The sequence below is a fragment of the Kocuria sp. genome (assembly GCF_030538595.1).
Lineage (GTDB): Bacteria > Actinomycetota > Actinomycetes > Actinomycetales > Micrococcaceae > Kocuria.
On record NZ_JAUNTS010000001.1, the window covers coordinates 186,104 to 202,424 of the forward strand.

The 16,321-nt window shown below is 63.2% G+C and carries 10 protein-coding genes; 1 reads left to right on the forward strand and 9 read right to left on the reverse strand.

All coding sequences use genetic code 11. The annotated features are described in order from the left end of the window. Positions 1–98: 98 nt before the first annotated feature. The 9 genes from Q4G32_RS00890 to groES form a co-directional block, all read right to left on the reverse strand. Complete coding sequence (locus tag Q4G32_RS00890) at positions 99–4,328, reverse strand: hypothetical protein (protein ID WP_303348539.1); 4,230 nt, start codon at positions 4,326–4,328, stop codon at positions 99–101. Positions 4,329–4,383: 55 nt separating this feature from the next. Beyond that, on the reverse strand, positions 4,384–6,024 hold the full coding sequence (gene guaA, locus Q4G32_RS00895; protein ID WP_303348939.1) for a glutamine-hydrolyzing GMP synthase: 1,641 nt from the start codon (positions 6,022–6,024) through the stop codon (positions 4,384–4,386). 96 nt (positions 6,025–6,120) lie between these two features. Next, positions 6,121–6,723, reverse strand: a complete 603-nt coding sequence (locus Q4G32_RS00900) for a DUF3817 domain-containing protein (RefSeq protein WP_303348540.1) — start codon at positions 6,721–6,723, stop codon at positions 6,121–6,123. Then, positions 6,720–7,697, reverse strand: a complete 978-nt coding sequence (locus tag Q4G32_RS00905; RefSeq protein ID WP_303348541.1) for an SURF1 family cytochrome oxidase biogenesis protein — start codon at positions 7,695–7,697, stop codon at positions 6,720–6,722. Before Q4G32_RS00905 ends, Q4G32_RS00900 begins: the two co-directional genes overlap by 4 nt. Before the next feature lie 36 nt (positions 7,698–7,733). Beyond that, complete coding sequence (locus Q4G32_RS00910) at positions 7,734–8,855, reverse strand: GuaB3 family IMP dehydrogenase-related protein (RefSeq protein ID WP_303348941.1); 1,122 nt, start codon at positions 8,853–8,855, stop codon at positions 7,734–7,736. Positions 8,856–8,917: 62 nt separating this feature from the next. After that, positions 8,918–10,459, reverse strand: a complete 1,542-nt coding sequence (gene guaB / locus Q4G32_RS00915; RefSeq protein WP_303348542.1) for an IMP dehydrogenase — start codon at positions 10,457–10,459, stop codon at positions 8,918–8,920. 63 nt (positions 10,460–10,522) lie between these two features. Beyond that, entirely contained in the window at positions 10,523–12,730 is a 2,208-nt protein-coding gene (locus tag Q4G32_RS00920) for an acyltransferase family protein (RefSeq protein ID WP_303348544.1), read from the reverse strand. A 166-nt stretch (positions 12,731–12,896) separates the two neighbouring features. Beyond that, a complete protein-coding gene (gene groL, locus Q4G32_RS00925) occupies positions 12,897–14,498 on the reverse strand; it encodes a chaperonin GroEL (protein WP_303348547.1) in 1,602 nt (533 codons plus the stop codon). Between the two features lie 17 nt (positions 14,499–14,515). Then, positions 14,516–14,812, reverse strand: coding sequence for a co-chaperone GroES (gene groES / locus Q4G32_RS00930; RefSeq protein WP_047689510.1), 297 nt, complete (start codon positions 14,810–14,812; stop codon positions 14,516–14,518). Between the two features lie 523 nt (positions 14,813–15,335). On the opposite strand from groES, the gene Q4G32_RS00935 reads away from it, so the two are divergent. Further along, on the forward strand, positions 15,336–16,316 hold the full coding sequence (locus Q4G32_RS00935; protein WP_303348555.1) for a siderophore ABC transporter substrate-binding protein: 981 nt from the start codon (positions 15,336–15,338) through the stop codon (positions 16,314–16,316). The last annotated feature ends 5 nt before the right edge of the window (positions 16,317–16,321 follow it).

Here is a 16,321-nt window from a genome sequence, read left to right on the forward strand (position 1 = left end):
AGTCCCTCCCGTGGCTCGGCGCGACCCTTTCGGTCGGCGCACCGGTGACGGTTTCTGCCCGCCTAAGGATTTTTGCCCGGAGCTTTGCTCAGGACACATCACACTTCCTGCCCGTCGGTCCGCTCCACGCGATGAGCAGTGTGCGGTCCATCCGTGGAGGCAGTGTCGCTGGGCAGCCCAAGGTATCGGCGGATCAATTCAGCCACGGTGTCCGGATCAGTGAACACCTCAATGGTCCACAAGGTCAGGTAGTTCCAGCCCGCTCGTTCCAGGCTTTGCGGGCGTAACCGCGCCCGTTCGCGCACGGAAATCTGCGCCGAGGCCTCTGATCCATCAGATTCCACGGCCACGGGAATCCGCAGCGGATCACCTTCGGGACGCCGTCGCCGGTTCACCACTGCCCCGGCGGCCATGGATTCTGCGGATTCGGACCAGGCCACCAGATCAATCTTGTCCTGGAAGTGATGACGGACCACGGCTCCGCGCTGGACCAATCTGCGGGAGAGGTCTTGCACCAGAGCATCTTCATGGACGGCGGCGTCGGCAAGTTCCATGGGGTCGTGCACCACGGCGCGGGGTTGCTCCTGCGCCGGCTGGTGGTCATCTGACGTGTCTGTGACCGGATGGGTCACATCCGCAGTTTCCTGATCCCGTTCGGACCGGGTCTCCTCCGGCGCGGAGGGCCGACGGCTGATCGTGGGTTCATCGGAATCGGAGTCACGGACCAGTGACAGCACGGGCCGCCCCGTGGGACCGGTGGCTGCGACCTCGGCCTGGTATGCAGCCGGTGGCACTGCGGGGTCGTCATCCGGCGAGATGTCCTCACCGCGTACGGCAGCACTCTGAGCGGCGTTGCTTGGGGTGAGGTTCGGTGCGGCGTCGTCGTCGGTCTCGGGCTCTTCCTGCGGCGCCACCAAGGGTGCCAATGCCACCGCTTCCCGGACATAACCGGCCTCTTCCAGACGGTGTAGGAGCCGGTGAAAGTCGCGTGCTCCGTGCTGGAGCGAAAGCCCGTCAAGGTCCTCGGGACGAACGGAGGAAACCACCAATGTCTGGTGGCGCGCCCGGGTCATCCCCAGCACAAAGTTCTGGCGTCCTTGGCGTTGGGAGAGCTCGCCAAAATGCGGGCGTACCTGGCCATCTTCCGTCCGGCCGAAACCCAAACTGAAGATGATCGTGTCCCGCTGCAATCCAACGGCACGGTGCAGATCCACCACGCGGAAGGACTCGGGTCCGGCTTTGAAAAACTCCGCGGCCTCCGGGCGCTGGTCCAGGACGGCCCGGATCCCCTGCGCCAACCGGCTGGCGTGAACAGCGCTGGGGGTCACCACGGCCAAAGAGCGCTGCGGTGTGCTTTCAGCGTGCCGTAGTACCAGCTGGATCACGCGACGGACCTCCGCGTTGGGCGACTGCACGCCCTCACGGCCTGCCGTTTCTACGCCCACACCGTCCTCCACGTACTCCACCTGCATGGTGGGGGTTCCGCCGATCACAGCAGAAGCGGTGGGCATCAGAGTCAGCCGGGAATCATAAAAGTCATGGTTGAGCTGATCGAACAGCTCGCCATCCATCTCCCGGTACAGCGTGGTGAGGACACGTTCCGGGACCACCCGCGCCATGGCGTCATAGGCTGATTCAACCTCAGCCGTCGCCGGACGCTGGGCAGCGGTGGAAGTCATGGGCGCCACTGTGAACGGCTGCGGCACACCCAGGGCGGGATCACCGAACACCACCACCTGCTCAGCCCGTGTCACGGCGGGCAACACGGCGGCCAGGGGCGAGGACTCACCGTCCAAGACCACCACGGCATCCACCTCCGTGTCCTCCGGAAGGGCGGCGGAAAGCACCAGGGGGCTGGCTGTCCACACCGGAACCAGGGAACCGACCAGAGGGTGGCACGCACGCAACAGTTGGTGGAGGGGTGCGGAACCGTGGCGGAGCATGTCCCGCAGCTGTCCCGCAGCTTCCGGGTTGTCACCCGTTGCCCGGTGCCACCGCTTGGCCAAGGACCACTCCAGACGGGAAGGCCCGGAGGAGATGTGAGCCCAGTCGGCCCGCCGGAACTGCTGTTCGGCCGCCCGCAGGGATGGGCCGTCTGTCATGGGCAGGAAGTCATCTCCGGAGACCATGGCTTCCAGAATCGACTGCCACCAGGCAAGATCAAATTCCTGGGAGACCTTGTCCCGCGGGGTGCGGTGTTTGACCAGATTGTCAATGAATTCCCCCAGACCGCGATCCCGTAAACCCTCCAACAACAGGATGCGCTCGGGGATGGTGGCCAGATTGTCCTCGTCATCAATCAGATCATTGAGAACTTCCCGCAGGGCAGAGGCCTCCCGGTCCATCAGTCCACGGCCAGTCTCCGAACCCTCCAGGGCAACGGCCAGACCCTCCAAATCCTGCATGAACCGGGCGTGAACTGCTGCAATGCTGTCAATGTCTGCGGAGACGCTGGGGTGTTCCAGGGTGGATGACCAGGAACGCCAACGGTCCCGTTCCGACTGCACCTTGACCAGCGCCGAGTGCAGATCCGGCAGGTGCACGCCGGGACGGATGTACTCTTTGGCGGCTTTGCGCAAGCGCGAGCGCTGCAATCCGGACATGGCAATGGCGTGGTCTTTCCGCCATGAAGAACCTGCGGTGGCCGCAATCAGATCCGTGACCGGGCGGTCAAAGATGTCCGGGGTGAAGCGTTTGAGGGAATCCCTGACCTCCTGCAGCAATCGCAGCTGTTGACCCCATTCGGGGACGGTGGCAGCGGGTGGGAGGTCGGAGACAGCCAGGACCTTGCGCATGCCGGTTTCCAGGGTGGTCAGCTCCAACAGGAGAGATTGGGCAAGGTGGCGGGCCTGCTTGGTCTCTTCCTCATTGATCAGCCGCGCACCCTCCCACGGGCCTTCCAGGGTGCTGGCCTCAAAGGCGCCCAGTTCTGCGGCACGTTCCAGCTGCCGGGTGATCTCCTGGCGGTGGGCGGAAGCATCCAACACCCCGCGCGAAAAGCGCACCTTGGTGCGGGGACCATCAGGCCGAGAGGTCAGATCGGCCAGAGCCTGCATGGCTTGGTAAGGGGATGCTCCCCAGCGGTTGCGGTGGGCGTGCAGTGACTCCATGTGCCCGGCCAGCTTGGCCCGGGTGGAACGCAACTGATCATGCAGGGCACCCAGATCAGGTTCCTCAGCACGTTCATTGCGGGTGATGGCGGCAATCAGCTGTTGAGCCACGTCCTCACCGGTCAGATGGCTGCCCAGTTTCAGCACGGTGGAACTCAAACCCAGCATCTCGAACCCGCGGTGGAAGTCCGCCAACGTGGCTCGCCGTTCTGCAAGCACCAGGACGGAACGCCCCTGCGCCACCAGGGCCCCCACGGTGTTGACGGCCGTGGCAATCTGGCCGGTACCGGGTGCTGCTTTGACCACAAAGGAATGGCCCTCCGTGGCCAGATCCACCACGTCCTGTTGGGAGCTGTCTGCATCCAGCAACAGCAGTTCGTCCTGGGGGTCGCGGTGATCAAGCGGTGCCGCCGTGGAATGAATGGGCTGCACCTGGGCCACCGGGGCGCCGGATTCTTTGAGCCGTGCCAGATCTTTGACCAGCTCGCTGCGGGCCGGCACTTGATCGTCGCTGGGACGGTCATGCAGATCGGCAAAGGTGGAGACCAACAAACGGTGTTCCACGTGCATCCCGGGCACATGCGCCGCTACGGCACGCAGGGTCTCCAGCACGGGGGCTGGGTCCAATCGCCTTGTGCCGTAAGCCAGGCGGGCAAGCTCCCCGGTGCTGAGGTCGACGTCGTGATCCGCCAGCAGACGCCGCACCAATGCGGGGTTCAGACGCGCGGGCCCCACCAGTTGAAGGTCAAAATCGCCGTGATCGGCCCGGGGCTTGATGGTGACCGGCGCCAACAGCACGGGGGCAATGAAGCGCTTTTCCCCGCTGAGGCTCCCGCCTCCCTGACCTGCCATGGAGCCCTTGGGGCCTTTGCCCGCAGGCCCCTGGTACAGCCACGACGCCGTTCCGGCCGCCAGATAGGCAGCGTCCAGCCCGTGCTGTGTGGACAGTTCATGGACCTTGGTCCGTAGGGCCTGCGCCGCCGTGGCGGCCCGGGAGAACTCTTGCGGCTCACGCAGGATGGTGGACAGCCGGGTGGGGCGACCCATCAACAGCTGCGCCTGACCGGAGGAATTGGCCTCCGTGAGGTCAATGCAGACGTTGTCCACCTTGTTGAAATCCAGCAGGGTGTCCGGACCCGTGTACGCATCCATCTGCCGAGTCCAGGCATGGAGAGAGACGGTGCCCTGGGTGACGGGCGTGGTGGACGAGGGGGACAATGCTTCTCCTGATGAATTCATTTGCGTGAGTCGTCAAGCGGGTGGGGTAACCGCGTCACTCCCATTCAATGGTTCCGGGGGGCTTGGACGTGATGTCCAGCACCACCCGGTTGATCTCCTCCACCTCATTGGTGATGCGGTTGGAAATCTTGGCCAGCAATTCGCTGGGCAGCCGGGACCAGTCAGCGGTCATGGCGTCTTCGCTGGACACCGGGCGCAGCACGATCGGGTGACCGTAGGTTCGGCCATCGCCTTGGACACCCACGGAGTGCACGTCTGCCAGCAGCACCACGGGCATCTGCCACACTTCATCATCCAGACCGGCGGCCGTCAGTTCCGCACGGGCAATGGCATCAGCCCGGCGCAGGATCTCCAACCGTTGCTCCGTGACCTCACCGATGATGCGGATTCCCAACCCGGGTCCGGGGAATGGCTGGCGGCCCACGATTGATTCCGGCAAGCCCAGTTGGCGGCCCACCTCACGGACTTCATCCTTGAACAGCTCACGCAGGGGCTCAACCAGCTCGAACTCCAGGTCTTCCGGGAGCCCTCCCACGTTGTGGTGGGATTTGATTGTGGCAGCCCCTTCACCGCCACCGGATTCCACGATGTCCGGGTACAGGGTGCCCTGCACCAGATACCCCACCTTGGCGCCGTCGGCCTTGGCCTCCAGCAGCACCGCAGCTTCCGCGGCTTCAAAGGCGCGAATGAACTCACGGCCGATGATCTTGCGTTTGGTCTCCGGATCGGTGACCCCCGCCAGGGCGCTCAAGAAGCGCTCGGGCTCACGGGCGATGTGCAGGTTGACGCCGGTGGCAGCCACGTAGTCCTGCTCCACCTGCTCCACTTCTTCCTGCCGCATCAGGCCGTGGTCCACCAGCACGCAGGTCAGGCGATCCCCAATGGCTCGCTGCACCAGGGCTGCGGCAACCGCTGAATCCACCCCACCGGAGAGACCGCAGATGGCACGGCCATCCCCCACCTGCTCACGGATCTTGGCGACTTCACGTTCAATGATGTTTTCCGTGGACCACGTGGGTTTCAGCCCCGCCGTCTGGAACAGAAAATTGCGTAGCACCTGCTGGCCGTGTTGGGAATGCCGCACCTCCGGGTGCCATTGCACACCGGCCAGCTTGCGATCTTCATCGGCAAAGGCGGCCACGGGCGCACCCGGGGTGGAGGCCAGTACCTCAAAGCCCTCCGGAGCCTGGGTCACGGAATCCCCGTGGCTCATCCACACCACTTGGGTGGCGGGGGTGTCCGCCAGGATCGACGACGGTTCGGCACCATCCGTGACATCAACGGCTGCGTCCGTGGAGCCGTACTCCCTGGCTCCCGTCTGAGCCACCGTGCCGCCCAGGGCTTGCGCCATGACCTGGAATCCGTAGCAGATGCCAAACACCGGAACACCGGCCTGGAACAACGCAGCATCGCGCTGCGGGGCGCCTTCGGCCCACACGGAGGACGGCCCACCGGAGAGAATCAACGCGGAGGGCTTCTTGGCCAGAATCTCCTCCGTGGACAGGGTGTGGGGAACTATCTCCGAGTAGACATCTGCCTCCCGCACCCGCCGGGCAATCAACTGTGCGTACTGGGCACCGTAGTCAACAACAAGGACGGGGCCTTGCTGGTCCTGGTCCGGTGCGGCACCAAGCTCGGATGCGGCATTCGGGTCGGCTGAAGTCTCTGCGTCCAATGGGGTGCGGGCGGGGTCTGAAAGCTGCGAGGTCACGGCCGTCATTCTAGGCCACGTCAGCACCCAACATGGGTCAGGACCGTTGCCCGGTGCAGGTCAGTACCGTTTGGCGGCCTTGGGGTTGGCGGCAAGCTCCGCGGTGGTGGTGCGGTGAATCTTGCGTTCCACAAAAAAGGACAGGAACGGCACCACGCCGCCCAAGGCCATGACAATCAGCTGCGGGAAGGGCCAGCGCATCATCAACCAAATGCGGAAGCAGGAGAACAGGTAGACCACGTAGAACCACCCGTGGATGATCAGAATCCAGGTGGAGATGTTCACTCCACCGTCAATGGTCATGAGCTCGTTGTTGCGCATGCCCAGGACATTGGACTCGCCGGTGGCGGCCCAGGTCCCGCCTGCAATCAAGTCATAGCCAAAGCCGTAGCGGGTGATCATCTCCGCCACCAGCAACAACAGGAAGGTGCCGGAAACCCAGGCGCAGACCATGTAGAACCACAGCGCCCCCCGGATCTGAGATTCGGTGCCGCCAAAACGACGTCGTGTGCGGATTGCCGTGGAATCCGGACCACCCGGGCGCGCAGCGTTGGCCGGAGTTGCGCCTTCGGGCACCGGCACGCGAACACCATCGGTGCGCTCCTGCGGACGCGGGGTTTCACCGTCTGTGGGCAGGCCGTTGGAGTCTGGGGGCTGGGTCATGATCGTTGGTCACTTTCTGTGGGCGTCATCTCTGCTGCCGTGCCGTCGTGCGGCTGTTGGCCGTCAAAGAAGTAGTAAGTCTCAGCCACGGGGTCGTAGTAGTAGTAGCGGCCGCTGGATTCGTCCCAGTAGTAGGGGGTTTCCTCCCCGCCCAACACAAACCAGGATTCGGGGTCGGTTTCACGCCGGTGGGTGTCCGCCACGGAGCGGAACCAGATCCACAGAGCAAAAGCTGCGAACACAATCCATTCCACGGCGTAAAACAGGTTGAGCCAGTTCACGGAGGTGTCCGTGGGCTGCTGATCCACCTGCACCACATCCAGTTGCGGACTCAGCAAGGTGCCGTCCGCGGGCAGCGTGCCATCGGCATTGAGCTGCGGACCGTCGGCAGCCAGCGACTCGGCATCGGCGGTCACAAAGCCCGAGTACACCGGAGCGGCCCACACGTTGGTCAGCTGCGCCGGGGAGAGCGTGCGGTAGGCACCGTTCTCCGTGCGCTCCGTGGACAGCGGCGCTTCCGGTGGCAGGAAACGGCCCACCACAACGACGTCGCCTTGGGGCACCTGAATCTGCTCGGCCGCCTGCGGCTCGGAGACCCAGCCGCGCACCACCGGAATGATCACGTCCCCGCCTGCATCAGGCCAGTCCTGTGCGGAGTCACTGACCGTCAGGGCATCCACCACCCACCAGCCGGTGTCACCGTCCTGGAGGCGCCCCGCCACCAGAACCTGCGAGTCCGGCCGGTAGGTGCCCTCTACTTCAACGGCTTGATCGGCAAAGGAGGCCAAGGCTGGTTGCCCCGCCGGAATGGCCTCCTGCAGCGGCTGAACCACCTCTTTGCCCGGGTCAAAAATTGTGCGCCCTTCTTCACTGGAACTCAGCTGCCATCGGCTGAGCAGCACGAACACAGTGGCGATGCTCAGACAGACCAGCAGAAGGATCAGCGACTTGGGTCTGAGAGCGGTCCGGAGCACCGTGCCAGTCTAGTGAGCCTGCCACACGGGATCGAATCAGCCCCGGACCACAACCTCCGAGCGCTGGAATGATTTGAGGTCCGTGTATCCGGTGGTGGCCATGGCGTGACGCAGGGAACCCACCAGGTTGGAGGTGCCGTCCACGCGGTGGGACGGTCCGTTGAGCAGTTCTTCCAGGGGTGCCACTGCCCCCAGGTGCGTGCGGGCACCGCGTGGTAGTTCCATGTGGTGGGCCTCCGCGCCCCAGTGGAATCCCTGGCCTGGGGCCTCCTCCGCCCGTGCCAGTGCCGTACCCAGCATGACCGCATCCGCACCCATGGCCAAGGCTTTGACAATGGAGCCAGAGGTGCCCAGACCGCCGTCGGCAATGACCTGAACGTAGCGGCCACCGGATTCATCCATGTAGTCCCTGCGGGCTGCGGCAACATCGGAGATCGCGGAAGCTCCGGCGGCGTGAATCCCCAGAACCTGCTCCGTTCGCATGGCAGCCCCACCCCCCAGGCCCACCAGCACGCCCGCAGCACCCGTCCGCATCAGGTGCAAGGCCGGTGTGTAACCCGCAGCCCCGCCCACGATCACGGGAACGTCCAGGTCATAGATGAACTTCTTGAGATCCAGCGGCTCCTGAGCCTCGGAGACGTGCTCGGCGGACACCGTGGTCCCGCGAATCACGAACAGGTCCACACCGGCTTCCAGCACGGTGCGGTAGTGCTCCTGAGTACGCTGCGGGGTCAGCGCCCCCGCCACGATCACCCCGGCTTCACGAATCTCCCGCAACCGCTCGGTGATCAAGGCCGGCTGGATGGGTTCGGCGTAGATTTCCTGCATTCGCCGGGTTGCTGCAGGAAGGTCCTCCTGGGACAGAGCCGCAATCTCATCCAGCAACGGCTGAGGATCCTGGTACCGGGTCCACAGACCTTCCAAGTTGAGCACACCAAGAACACCCAGCTTGCCCATCGCAATGGCTGTGGCCGGGGAAGTCACCGAATCCATGGGCGCGGCAATGAACGGGGTGTCAAAGCCATAGGCGTCAATCTTCCACCCGGTGGAGACTTCCCGTGGATCACGGGTCCGCCGGGAAGGGACCAAGGCGATCTCATCCAGGGAGAACGTCCGGCGAGCGCGCTTGGAACGCCCAATTTCAATGTCCAGATTCATGTTCACGGTGCTTCAGTCCTGATCAGTTCGATACTGCTGCGAATGCGGGCTGGGGTTGGGGCTCAGCGCTTGTAGTTCGGGGCTTCCACGGTCATGGAGATGTCATGGGGGTGGGATTCCTTCAAGCCCGCCGGGGTGATGCGCACAAACTGGCCCTTGTACTTCAACTCCGTGATGTCTGAGGCACCCGTGTAGAACATGGTTTGGCGCAGGCCACCATCCAGTTGATGCAGCACGGAGGCCAGCGGACCGCGGTAAGGAACCTGACCCTCAATGCCCTCCGGAATGAGCTTTTCGTCCGAGGCCACATCCGCCTGGAAATACCGGTCCTTGGAAAAGGAGGTGTTCCCGGCCCGGGTCTGCATGGCACCCAGGGAACCCATGCCGCGGTAGGCCTTGAACTGCTTGCCCTGGACAAAGATCAGATCCCCCGGCGACTCATCCGTACCGGCCAGCAGAGAGCCCACCATGACCGAGTCGGCCCCAGCCACCAGGGCTTTGCCAATGTCTCCGGAGTGCTGCAGCCCGCCGTCGGCAATCAGAGGAATGCCCGCGGGAATCGCGGCCTTGGCGGATTCATTGATGGCGGTCACTTGCGGGACGCCCACACCGGCAATCACGCGGGTGGTGCAGATGGAGCCCGGCCCCACCCCCACCTTGATGGCGTCAGCTCCGGCATCAATCAAAGCCTGGGCACCGGCGCGGGTGGCAGCCTGCCCGCCGATCACGTCCACGTGGTCAGCCACGGAATCGGCTTTGAGGCGCGCGATCATGTCCAACACGCCCTGGGAATGCCCGTTGGCGGTGTCGATGAACAGCGCGTCCACACCGGCTTCGATCAGCGCCATGGCACGCTCCCAGCCATCACCGTAGAAACCCACTGCAGCACCCACGCGCAAACGCCCCTCTGCATCTTTGGAGGCATGCGGGTACTGCTCGGCCTTGGTGAAGTCCTTGATGGTGATGAGCCCGGTCAAACGGCCGGACTCATCCACCAGTGGCAGTTTTTCCAGCTTGTTGGAGGCCAGCAGCTTGAAAGCCTCTTCCTTGTCCATGCCCACGTGACCGGTGATCAGCGGCATGGGAGTCATGATTTCGCGCACCGTGCGGGTCTGGTAGTCCGCTTCCGGCAGATAACGAATATCACGGTTGGTGATGATGCCAACCAACTGATTGTCATTCTCCACCACGGGCAACCCGGACACCCGGTAATAACCACACAGGCGGTCCAGCTCCGCGATCGTGGCCTCCGGGCCCACCGTCACGGGGGCCGTGATCATGCCCGATTCACTGCGCTTGACCCGGTCAACGTTCTCCGCCTGATCCGCGATGGACAGGTTGCGGTGCAACACGCCCATGCCCCCCAGGCGAGCCATCTGGATGGCCATTTTGGACTCCGTCACCGTGTCCATGGCGGCTGAGAGCAAGGGAACTTCCAACTCGATCCGCTTGGAAAGCCGGGTACGGGTGGATGCTTCCGACGGAATCACGTTGGTGTTGCCGGGCAGCAGAAGGACGTCGTCGTAGGTCAGTCCTGTCAGACCGAAAGGATCCTGGGACAGAGCTGTGGGCACGGGGGTTTGGGACACTACGGCACCTTTCATCAAGACTTTCCCTCATTCTAGAGCGGTGCTCCGTCACGGGTTTCCGGGACGGTGCCGCCCCTGTCATGACCCGTCCAGATCCACCTGATCGGGTGCCACGGGGTCCGCCGTGGGATTCCGTGTTCCGTCCGCATCGGTGGGCAAGGTGAAATCTGGTTGGACGGGCACCTCAAAACCGTCCTGGGCCAAGGCTGCCGTCATGCGTTCGGTGAACACCGGCGCCAAGGAACGGGAATACGGGAGGCTCAAATGGTCCCGGTCACGTTGCACAAAGATGTTGCCCACAGCCGGACGGCACTGCTCATCCGGGCAAATCTGATCCAAGAGATCCACTTCAGCAAAACGTGGGTTCTCCTGTCCCATCTCCGCCATGGGGTCTTCCGTACCCAGCATGGAGTGGGTCCGGAAGCACTCAGGATCATTGATGTCCGGGGCGGTCAGGGCGCAGTCCACCAGGGGCTCGTCAAAACGCGGGATGTCACGGATACCCAAGATCTGCCGTCCCTCATCCGTGTAGCGCTGCATTCGTTCCCGGAAGCCGGCACGTTCGTACTCCACATCCACATTGGTGAACGTGGATTGGGTGACTATCAGATCCGGATCCACTGCTTCAATGATCGGATCAACGCCTTCCAGCCACGGCTTGCAGTTGTCAAAAGCTTGATCTTCCGGACTGGTGATGAAGCAGCCCAGGCCGATGTACGTCACGATCCGCCAGTTGTTGGCCTCAGCCACCGGGCGCAGAGTGTCCAGCCAATGCTCCGTGTGGGAGTTGCCCACCAACAGAACTGTCCGGTCCGGGTCCGTGATGGCGGGGGTGGCATCCGTACATTCAACTTGTGCGCTCTCCGGGATGTCCCACTCCTGCGGGCATTGCGGACCACGTTGTGGAGTCTGCCAATCCAACTGGGCAGGCAGCGGAATGGTGACGGCATTGGGGTTCCCCGTGTCCTGGTAGCCCGGCTGGAAAATGTACGCCCCGGGATTGTTGACGTTGGGTCCCACCGCAACTGTTGCCAGCTGCCGGTCAATGGACTGTTGCCAGGCCACGGCCGGGGTGATTCCCACCGCCATACACAGCACCACGGCACCGGCCAGGCGGGGTTTGGTCAGCTCCGGCCACTTCCAGGACTTCAGCGGTTGCTCAATGAACTTGGTTGCGGCAATGGCCAAGACCAAGGAGAGCAGAATCAAAGCGATTCCGGAGATGGGGCCCGCGTAGGTTCGGTCCCGGATCACCAGGTAGGTGATCAGCAGGGGCCAGTGCACCAGGTACAGGGCATAGGAGGCATCCCCTAATTTGACCAAGGTGCGTGAGGCAAAAATTCGGTCCAGACCCAACGGGGAGTTGGACTGGCCGGCCACCATGATGGCGGCGGCTGACAGCAGCGGCCACAGGGCGATCCACCCGGGGAAGGCACCCTGTACGTCCACCACAAGACCCACCAGGATCATGGAGACAAAACCCAGCCAGCCCAGCACCACGCGTGCCCATTGGGGCGGATTGAGGTAAGGAATGGCCAGTGCCAGCAGGGACCCCAGGGCAAACTCCCAGAGCCGGGTGCGGGTGTCAAAGTAGGCAAACTCTTGCTGGCTGGCCGTGGTGATCACCGAGAAGGTCAGGGAGGCCACAAACACCAGGCCGAATGCAGTGGCCAGCACCGGTACCGCCCGCCAACGGGTCCGCCGCACAATCAGCCACGTCAGCCCAAAGATCAGGGGCCACAGCAGGAAGACCTGCCCCTGCACAGACAGCGACCAGAAGTGCTGCAGCGGGCTGGCGGTGGAGCGATCCACGGCGTAATAGTCCACCTGGGTGAACGCCAGTTCCCAGTTCTGGGTGTAGGTCACGGTGGCTATGGCCTGATCAATGACCTCCTGGTAGCGGGAGGCCGGAAGAAACAGCGCCGTGAGACCCAAAGTGCCCAAGACAGTCAGAACGGCCAGTGGGAGCAGGCGTTTGAAGGTGTGCAACCAGTAACGCACCAGTTGCAGGGGACGCCCGCCTTCCAGCTTGCGCACAAAGGACAAGGTCATGAAGAAGGCGGAGATCAGCAGGAAGATGTCCACGCCACCGGAGACTCGGCCCAAGAAGATGTGGTAGAAGACCACCATGAACACGGCCACCGCGCGTAGGCCCTGGATTTCCGGACGGAAGCCGGAGTAGCGGGCCACACGGTCCACCGCCACCGGGTCCGGTTGTGGGTTGCCAGCCGCATCGGTGCTGGCTGAATCTTCTCCCCGTGCCCAGGGCAGAGCTTTCTCACCCATGGATAACCTCAATCACTGTGCGACATCTCTGGGTGACCACGCCCCAGGGCACCCGGGGCATGAACCTATCAGCGAAAAGCCTCGCCTCCCCGTTATTCGGGGAGGCGAGGCTCATCACGTCACAATCCGTTCATCCGATGCTCACCGCATCAGCGAAACGGGCGGCTCAGTGCTGGTGTCCGTGCTCGTCCTTCTCAGCAGGCTTGTCCGTGACCAACGTTTCCGTGGTCAGCACCAGCGCTGCAATGGAGGCGGCGTTCTGCAAAGCGGAACGGGTCACCTTGACCGGATCAATGATCCCGGCAGCCAAGAGGTCGGTGTATTCACCTGCCTTGGCGTCGTAACCCTGTCCCGGCTGCATGTCCGCCACCTTGGAGACCACGACGTAACCGTCCTGACCCGCGTTGGCAGCGATCCAGCGCAGGGGCTCGCGCAGCGCGCGGCGCACGATGTCCACGGCCACCAGAGCGTCACCGCTGAGGCCCAGGTCATCGCCGTCGAGCACCTTGGCGGCGTGCACCAGCGCGGAGCCGCCACCGGCCACGATGCCCTGCTCCAGGGCGGCGCGGGTGGAGGAAACGGCGTCCTCAATGCGGTGCTTGCGTTCCTTGGCCTCAACCTCGGTGGCGGCACCCACCTTGATCACGGACACACCGCCGGAGAGACGGGCCAGACGCTCTTGCAGCTTTTCCCGGTCCCATTCGGAGTCGGTGCGTTCCACCTGAGCGCGAATCTGAGCCACACGATCCGCGATGGCTTCGGCACTGCCGCCACCATCCACGATCGTGGTTTCGTTCTTGGTCACCGTCACGGTGCGCGCGGTACCCAGCTGATCCAGGGTCACCTGTTCCAGAGTGATCCCCAGTTCAGAGGTCACCACGGTGCCACCGGTCAGAGCGGCCAGATCTTCCAAGATCGCCTTGCGACGGTCACCGAATCCGGGAGCCTTCACGGCCACCACATCCAGGTTGCCGCGCAGCTTGTTGACCACCAGCGTGGACAGGGCTTCGCCCTCAACGTCCTCCGCAATGATGGTCAGCGGCTTCTTGGCCTGCAGCACCTTCTCCAGTACGGGCATGATGTCCGCGGCGGAGGAGATTTTGCCCTGGTAGAGCAGGATGTGGCCGTCAGACATCACGGCTTCCTGGCGCTCGGCGTCCTTGACGAACGACGGCGACAGGTAGCCCTTGTCGAACTGCATACCTTCGGTGACATCGAGCTCGATCTCGGTTCCCGAACCGTCCTCAATGGTGATCACACCGTCCTTGCCCACCACGGAGAAAGCGCGAGCGATCAGCTCACCGATTTCATCCGACTGGGAGGAGATGGCAGCAACCTTGGCGGTCTGCTCCCCCTCCACGGGACGGGCGTCTTCCAACAGGCGGTTGGAGACGGCCTCCACGGCAGCCTCAATGCCCTTCTTGATCTGGGCGGGGGCTGCACCGGCCGCTACGTTGCGCAGACCTTCGGTGACCAGCGCTTGGGCCAGCACCGTGGCGGTGGTGGTGCCATCGCCTGCGACGTCGTTGGTCTTGGTGGCGACTTCCTTGGCCAACTGCGCGCCAAGATTTTCGTAAGGATCATCAAGTTCGACCTCACGAGCAATGGTCACGCCGTCGTTGGTGATGACGGGCGCGCCCCACTGCTTGTCCAGGACAACATTGCGCCCACGCGGGCCCAAGGTGACCTTGACGGTGTCAGCCAGCTTGTCGACTCCCGCCTTCAGGTGGTTGCGGGCGTCCTCATTGAAAATGAGTTGTTTGGCCATGGTGTTGTGCGCTCAGCTCACTTCTCGACGACGGCGAGGACATCACGGGCCGGCAGCACCAGGTACTCCTGGCCGCCGTACTTGACCTCGGTTCCGCCGTACTTGGAGAAGATCACGACGTCGCCCTCCTTGACATCCATGGGCAGGCGGTTGCCGGATTCGTCAAAACGGCCCGGGCCAACGGCCAGAACCTTGCCCTCCTGGGGCTTCTCCTTGGCGGTGTCCGGGATGACCAGACCGGAAGCGGTGGTCTGCTCGGCTTCCACGACCTGAACAACAATGCGGTCTTCCAGCGGCTTGATGGAGATCGACACGATGTCTCCTTTTCCTGGGCTCGATCACGAGCCCCAGTTGAGTTTTTGTGCTTGTCATGTCCCACCCACATGAAGCTGCTGCCCCCGGCTGCGGCAACCACCCGGAGGTGGTTGGTCACGGTGCCGGGGATCCTCACGCGGGAGTTGACCTGCGGGTGCGCCGATCGTCGTCGCGGTGCCGACCGACCCATTTTCCCTTAGCACCCTCCCGAGGAGAGTGCCAACGCTCACTGTAAAAGCCCCTTAGCAGTCGGTCAAGGTGAGTGCCAAAAGGGTCGCCGTGAGCGGAACTCACAGGGGTTACCACGAACTTTGCGCCGTTCGCAATTAGGTCATAGTTATATAACGTAATTGACCACGCGGGGTGAGTGGTGCCAAGTAGTTAGGCTAGCCTTCCCTGTGTAATCCGCGCGCACCACACCTCCCCGGCTTGACCGGTGGCCGAGCACTTACCCGAGCCACCGGCCCGTGTGGCCACTGATCAGGCATACATGGCGGCCGGTTCACGCAGACAAGGATCACCATGCTCTCCACCCGTACCCGCTGGGTTGCCGTGACCGGCGCCTTGGCCTTGGCACTGTCCGCCTGCAGTGGCACCGACGGCTCGGATGACGCCTCCGGGGAAACCACCACCATTGAGGTGGAGGACAACCACGGCACCCAGACCGTGGACGTTCCGCCCACCACGGTGGTGGCCACCGACAACCGCACCTTTGAGACTCTGGACACCTGGGACATCCCGCTGGCAGCAGCACCCAAGGCGATCATGCCGGACACGGTTTCCTACGTTGACAATCCCGATGTGATTGACCTTGGCAATCACCGCGAACCCGATCTGGAAGCCGTGGTGGCAGCCAATCCTGATCTGATCATCAATGGTCAGCGCTTTGCTGATTACTACGGAGATTTCCAGCAGCTGGTCCCGGATGCCGCCATCGTGGAACTCGACCCGCGCGATGGTGAGGAGTTCGACTCGGAGCTCAAGCGTCAGACCTCCACCCTGGGCGAAATCTTTGACAAAGAAGATGAGGCCGCTGAGATCAACGGGGAGCTGGATGACTCCATGGAGCGGGTACGCAACTCTTATCAAGAGGGCGACACCGTCATGGCAGTCAACGTCTCCGGTGGAGAAATTGGCTACATTGCCCCTGACGTGGGCCGCACCTTGGGCCCGGTCTTTGCACTCTTTGGCTTCACCCCTGCCCTGGAAATTGAAGGTGCCAGTGATGACCACCAGGGCGATGACATCTCCGTGGAAGCCATTGCCGATTCCAACCCGGACTGGATCCTGGTGATGGACCGTGATGCCGCTGTGGGCGCAGACGAGAACTACACCCCGGCCCAGCAGGTCATCGAAAACTCCGAGGCCCTGCAGAACGTGACGGCTGTCAGTGAGGGCAATGTGGTCTACATGCCCGCAGACACCTACACGAATGAGGGCATCCAGACCTACACGGAGTTCTTCAACACCTTGGCTGACGCTTTCGAGCGGAAGAACGGCTGAGAGCA